Source organism: Petrachloros mirabilis (genome assembly GCF_975968855.1).
The window spans coordinates 1-6,025 of the sequence record NZ_CDLUDY010000026.1; the positions used below are offsets into that span (position 1 = coordinate 1).

5 protein-coding genes are annotated in these 6,025 nt (G+C 55.7%); all 5 read right to left on the bottom strand.

The window, feature by feature from the left end; translation table 11 throughout:
• On the bottom strand, window positions 1-1,181 hold a 1,181-nt coding region (locus ACWVCN_RS01055; protein ID WP_455243650.1), incomplete at its 3' end, for a hypothetical protein.
• 3 nt (window positions 1,182-1,184) lie between these two features.
• Window positions 1,185-1,682, bottom strand: a complete 498-nt coding sequence (locus ACWVCN_RS01060) for an RNA polymerase sigma factor (protein WP_455243651.1) — start codon at window positions 1,680-1,682, stop codon at window positions 1,185-1,187.
• A gap of 15 nt (window positions 1,683-1,697) precedes the next feature.
• On the bottom strand, window positions 1,698-2,669 hold the full coding sequence (locus tag ACWVCN_RS01065; RefSeq protein ID WP_455243652.1) for an amidohydrolase family protein: 972 nt from the start codon (window positions 2,667-2,669) through the stop codon (window positions 1,698-1,700).
• Between the two features lie 78 nt (window positions 2,670-2,747).
• The gene (locus ACWVCN_RS01070) at window positions 2,748-4,715 is read right to left on the bottom strand and encodes a YiiX/YebB-like N1pC/P60 family cysteine hydrolase (protein WP_455243653.1); all 1,968 of its coding nucleotides are present in this window, start codon (window positions 4,713-4,715) and stop codon (window positions 2,748-2,750) included.
• 292 nt (window positions 4,716-5,007) lie between these two features.
• On the bottom strand, window positions 5,008-6,025 hold a 1,018-nt coding region (locus ACWVCN_RS01075; protein ID WP_455243654.1), incomplete at its 5' end, for an AMP-binding protein.

The following is a 6,025-nucleotide window of genomic DNA, read 5'->3' on the forward strand; positions in this document are numbered from 1 at the left end:
CCGGGGATTATCCTTGAGGAAATTTTGCCCGACTCTTTATCGGGAAACAGCGGAAGACGTGTCGAGGATTCTCTTGTCTCCCAAATCTGAATATAGCTATTTTGGTTCACCTCCACTGTGAGCGATGCTGCTGGCGCGCTCTTGAGGGCGGTTTCTTTATCGACTTCCCTCTCCTCCCCGTCTATCCCACGCGTGGTGAAACTGTACCGGAGGCCGAGGGGCTTTACGGGGGAGATCTCTCCCTTGGCTCGACCGAGCTTCGCCATTGGCTCAGTCATTCGTTCAGATTTACTCTCTTGCGGGGTAGATTCAGCCAGCGATTTCATCGCACTTTCTGGTTCCTGAGCCCTTGAGCCTGAATCAGGACGAGCCGCCAACTCTCCATAAAACAATGCTCGGGCACTGACTGTTGGTGCAGTAGCTCCGCCGACCGGTTCCCTCGCGTGCATTTGCGAAGCACGCTGCTCCAAAGCTTGCGGTGTTGGGGTAGCCGCCAGTTTCTGATCCGGTGACGTGCCAAGATCAGTTGACGCTTTGTCACCTTCGGTTTGAGGCCCTTGGGATTGCCGACGAGCGGTAACCTGTTCGCGGTGTTGTTTGTCCACATCAGTGGGGGCATTCGGAGTCTTGGGGACTTGCAAGGTGGCAGGCGCCGGCTGTTCTCGTGCTGCCATTTTGTCGAATAGCCTGTCTTTCTTCGCTAATTGCTCTTCCCGTGCGATCTCCTCCGCTCCTTTGGTTGTATGTTCGGCAATTGGGGGAGGCACGGATTGTGAGGCCGCCGGCGCTGACACCGGAGGAGAAGACGGTGTCATGTCCTCCGTGGCGACGGATTGTGCGGCTTGCTCCAGACTCTCCTGATAGATGTTTGTGCCCAGGACTACAGCGAAAACAGCAGCGGCAAATCCCCCTACCAGTGCAAGATTCGCAGGTCGTCTGAGCCAGTTCAGCCAAGGGAGAAACCCACCTGCGGAGGAGGAAGATGTGTTGCGCAACGCTTGCAACAGCCGGCGGCGTACTGCCGGATCGGCTAGTAACTCTTTAAGTGCCTGCTCATCCGCGAGAGCATTAAAGAGCTGCTGGTCTTGCAATGCAGCGGCATAGAGACGCTCCTTCTCCTCGGAGGTCAGTGTATCGGCGGCGAATCCACCGAGCAGCTTTTCGAGTTCGTGCTCAGACATCGGTTAGTCCCAGGAACCTCCCAGCTGGGCCAGTAATTGTTTCCGGCATCGGAGATCCCACGTATAGATCGTATTGATCGAAGTTTGATTCATCAACCTCTGGATTTCCGGAAAACTCCTGCCCTCAAGTTTCCATTTAAAGAGCTCGCGGCATCGCTCGCCCAGATGCATCAGTGCAGAGAGGAGTCGGTCGACGCGCTGTTTCTGGTCCAGTTGTGTGACCGGATCGTCGGCCGGATCGGCCAAGGGCAGTTCCTCGGTCGATTCCTGATTGTACTCGCCCCGGCGCAGCGATTTCCGATGGGCGTCCAGCATCTTGAAACGCAGCACTTGAAAAGCCAAGGGGACGAGTTCCGTCAGTTCGGCTACGTGCGGGTATTTCTCGTGGAGGACGACGAGAACATCCTGTGTCAGGTCCTCCGCATGCTCCTTCGATACTCGTAATGTCGCAAAGGCCAGGATCCTTTCTCTGAGACTGGCGAGTATCTGGTCTCGATTCATGGGGCTGAGGCCATCCTACCTGTGTCGGGGGAGAATGTCGCCAAGCGAACGAAACCCGAGATTTAAGGCTCGGCACACAACCACCTGTCGGTCAAATCGATTCTTCGTGCGGATCATGTTCCACATCTTACCCAGTCCTACACGGCCCCAGGCCGCCACATGGAATACCGATAGCGGGTAATCGGTGCCGAAGAGGAGTCGGTTTTGTAATTCAGGATGCTTCCTCAAATACAGGAGCATCCGAAAGCGGTTAGGCAGAGTCAGCGCGGAAATATCGCAGTAAAAATCGGGGTAAGATTTCGTAAATTCGTGCAACGTGGGAATGAACTTTTCATAAAGCATAAGGCCGTAGCTGCAGGCATGAGCGGCGATGACGGTGACACCTTCGTCAAGGGCGATGCGGAGACGGTCAGGATCACCGACCGATTGGTCTTTCCCGATCAGGCTGAACTCGAATCCCACGTGGCTGAGGAGTGGGAGCTTGCGTTCGGCCAAGGCACGATAGAAGGGGATATATTTCCGGTCAGCCGGATTGAAGTGCTGGGCGTTCGGAAGCACTTTAATCAACACAGCTCCGGCGTCGGCGCAGCGATGGACTTCGTCTACGGCATCCTCCCGCTGGGGATTGATCGATGGGCCGGCGAGAAACAAGTCCGGATGGGCCTTCGCGGTGTTGAGCACATAATCATTGCCGATCATGAAGTCCGTGAGTTGGCGATTGAGCAAACCGGTCTGATCATAGAAACCATCCATGCCGAGTAGTACAGCCTTCTGGACATGCTTTGAGGTGCGGAGTTCGGTGACCAGATGCTCGAGATAACGCGCGTTAGCCTCATGGGGGTGGGCCGGGGAGAGTTCTTGCTTCCAGAGTAGGAAGCGAAACAGAGGGCTCTTGAGCAGTTTTGGCGAAATGTAGCAGCCATTGTCGCCATCCGGCAGGGCTGCGAGGTGGACATGGCAGTCGATGAGGGATTTCTCAGTGGTCATTCGTTGCTCAACTGACGTCACTTTTCAGTGACGGGACTTCGCGATTCGTGAAATGGTGAACCGTTCTTGAAGCGTGACTCATAGACCTGCCCGGAGAATTTCATCCGCGGGCAGGTCACGGGAGCTTGCCTCTGCCCGGTGACGAAGCGCCCTGTCATACTGCCTGCCAAGGAGGTGTATATAAGTTTCTTCGTTTAGCCGGTTGGTTGGTAGGTCGTGGACGACAACTCCGTCATGAATAAAAGTTATCAACGCAAACGGACGCCTGTCATCCGAGCCGGCAAAAATGGCTATATCGTCGGGCGTCAGGGTGCCGGAGGCCATTCCGTGTCCGAACGTCCACGGGATATGGATATATGAATTGAAAATGAGCTCAGAACATATTATCGAATCCCATGTATTGGTATCAAAGTTGAAATCGTATCGCTTGCCGAGATGGGAAAAGGCAAGGCTGATCGCTTCCCGGACCTCGTTTGCCGGGAACTGTCCCGGTTTTCGTCGCAGGATCGCCAGATCGTCAATGTTCAAGAAATGTTCAAGGGTATTTAATTGCGTCCCGTTCCTGAGAGCTTCGGCGATGATTTTCCCCTCCGAGACATCGCGCCAGTGTTGTTGAATGTGCGGCTCGGTGTCCAACCTCATCTTCTTCAAGTCCTCCGCTTCTCCCACATAGAGGGCCGCGTGACCGAAGTGGCCCGGGATCAAGGTGGAAGTAAGACGAAATGGGGTGCTCTCGAGCAGGATATCGCCCGGTTGCAGCCTGGCTCTTATGAATTCAATCCACTCGTCGCTTTTGGAGAGTTTGCCGCGCCTGAACGCGACGGTCCCCATGAGATTCCCGAATCCTTTGGAAGCCTGAAATTCCATCTCGGTCACACTGCCGGTAAAGAGGTCCCGGGCCTGGCTCAGGTAGTAGCCGATGACTCGTGCCGTTTTGCGGAAGACGTTGTCCTGTCGCATGTCTGTTACCACGGGGTTTGTAGCGAGTTCTTTCGCGACGTAGTCAAGGAAGGGGACATCCCTGATTGGCTCGGTCTGTCCCTCAACGGAGAGTCGATCCCACTCGTTCAGGCCTTTTTGCAGAAGATCGCGGTATTTAATCCTGACATACTCTCGATGGATGTCGTCCCAGAAATTCGGCGGAATGCTTCGAACATCATCACCTTGGTTCAAAAGACTCCTCACGCCTGGAATGTTGACCACGTGATCCTGCAGCTGCTGGGTGTTTTCGTATAAGGTGATCGCGGCCAGTAACGAGATACCCAGGCCTCGTCTGCGAAGCTCCAGCGGATAGGGGATGTCGGCCCTCGTCAGTTTATAGAGGTGTTTGAACGCCAGAGAATAAAGGGACGATCGAAGAGTCATGTAGGCCTGTTGTGCTTCGTACACTTGGATGCGCACATGGCCCCGGATCACTCCATGATCACGTTCGATGGCCGCCCGAAGTGCCGGGGCCGCTTCCGCCCAGAAGGCGCGAACCTGCTTCGACTCTCGGATGAGTTCCTCTACATCCCGTTCATCCTGGCCGAAGTATTCTTCGGCCATACCCGTTCCCAGGAGGGCAAGGGTTGTTTGCAGATCTTCAATGGCAGACCTGACGCCGGAAGGGTATAACGTTCGAATCAGCGTGGCAGGGGCCTCCCAGCACATCTCGAGCAGTCTGCGGTTCGTTTGCAGCCGTTCGATCGCAGCTGTGAATAAGTCGAGGTAATTGGGGTTGCGGTACGCGGTGAGTGAGTGTTCCCAACTGCCCGCAGGAGTTCCGGTCGTCGGATCCGGTTCATTCCATGTCTCGATGAAAGCCGGGTGAAGGCTCAACAAGGGAGCGATAGCAAGAAAGTTCTTCACCAATTCATCACCCGCGCCTACGCTGATTCCCGTGCGCAGGAGCAGCGGATAGGGGTCTTGGTCCTCAATTCTCTCGACGATGGAGGGTGCATGCCGAAAGGCCAGGTCAAATAGCACTTCCCGAAGGAGCAAGTATTGACTTCTCACTGAACGCACCTGCTCCCGAATGGCGGGAGGCGGAGGGGTCGCATTTGTCATCTCCGTACGGGCCGCAGTCGCGAATGCAACAAGATCGTCTCTCAGCGCTTGACCCTGACTTCGCGCTTTTGTCAGAGCGGCTACTTCCGGAGTCAGGTCGATCTGCGGTGGTAGGCACTGCTGAGATGGGAGGGATTGGCAGCTTAAGAGAGTAGAGAACAACAGGCACACCCGTAGGGGCAAGCGTGTTCGTCGCCCCTCCTTCGCCTGCAGAAGTGTCTGCCTCACTGTCGAATCCTTGCGTACGTCAACCGAGGAGCCGGCTGCCTGTGCGAATTAATCGCAATTCAGCTTACGTCAGTCGTTCCATTGCAATCCGTTTGATCGCCCGCAGGTCGAGCTTGCCGGTCCCAAGCAGTGGAAGGGCGTCGACTTTGACGAACTGGTTACGAGAAGGGATGAAGAGGTTTGACAGCCCCTGAGCGGCGACCTTGTCTATGATATCCTCGATATGGCTCTCATCAAGTGTATGGAGGACCGCCAGCCGTTCCCCTTTCTTTTCATCAGGAATTCCGGTGACAGCGAAGACCTGCGTGTCGGCTCCCGCGGCTTGTTGCAGGGCCTCCTCCAATTTTCCGTGGGGGACCATTTCGCCGCCGATCTTTGAAAAGCGAGACAGGCGGTCGGTAATGGTGAGGAACCCGTCGTCATCCAGCATAGCGATGTCTCCGGTGATATACCAGCCGTCGTGCATGACGCTTGAGGTGAGGTCTTCTCGCCCGAGATAGCCGCTCATCACGTTGGGCCCTTTGACCAACAAGATGCCGGGTGTGCCAGGAGGCAACGAAGCAAAACTATCCGGGTCGACGATCTTTACGGAGATTCCGGGCAGTGGTTGACCGACCGTTCCGCGTCGAGCTGCCGGCTGGTAATAACCGGCAGCTCGGAAGTCAGGACAATTGACGGCGATGACGGGCGCGCACTCGGTCACACCATAGCCTTCGATCGGTCCGATGCCGAATTGATCCTCAAAGGCTTGAGCCAATCGCACTGGAAGCTTTTCTGCCCCGGTCACGATGACGCGTAACGAGCTGAACTGTTCCGGAGTGCAGCGGCGGGCATACAGCTGGAGAAACGTCGGGGTAGTGACAAGGAATGATATGCGGTAACGACGCACCAGCTCGCCTATGGCGACCGCGTCAAGCGGTGACGGATGAAACACAATACCGGCGTTGTTGAACATGACGAACCAAAAGACGAGATAACCGAACGAATGGAAGAACGGCAGGATGCCGAGGATCCGTTCTTTTTCATAGAGGTGAAGGACCTGTGTGGCTCCCTGCGCGTTTGCGTCGACACTGAAGTGCGAC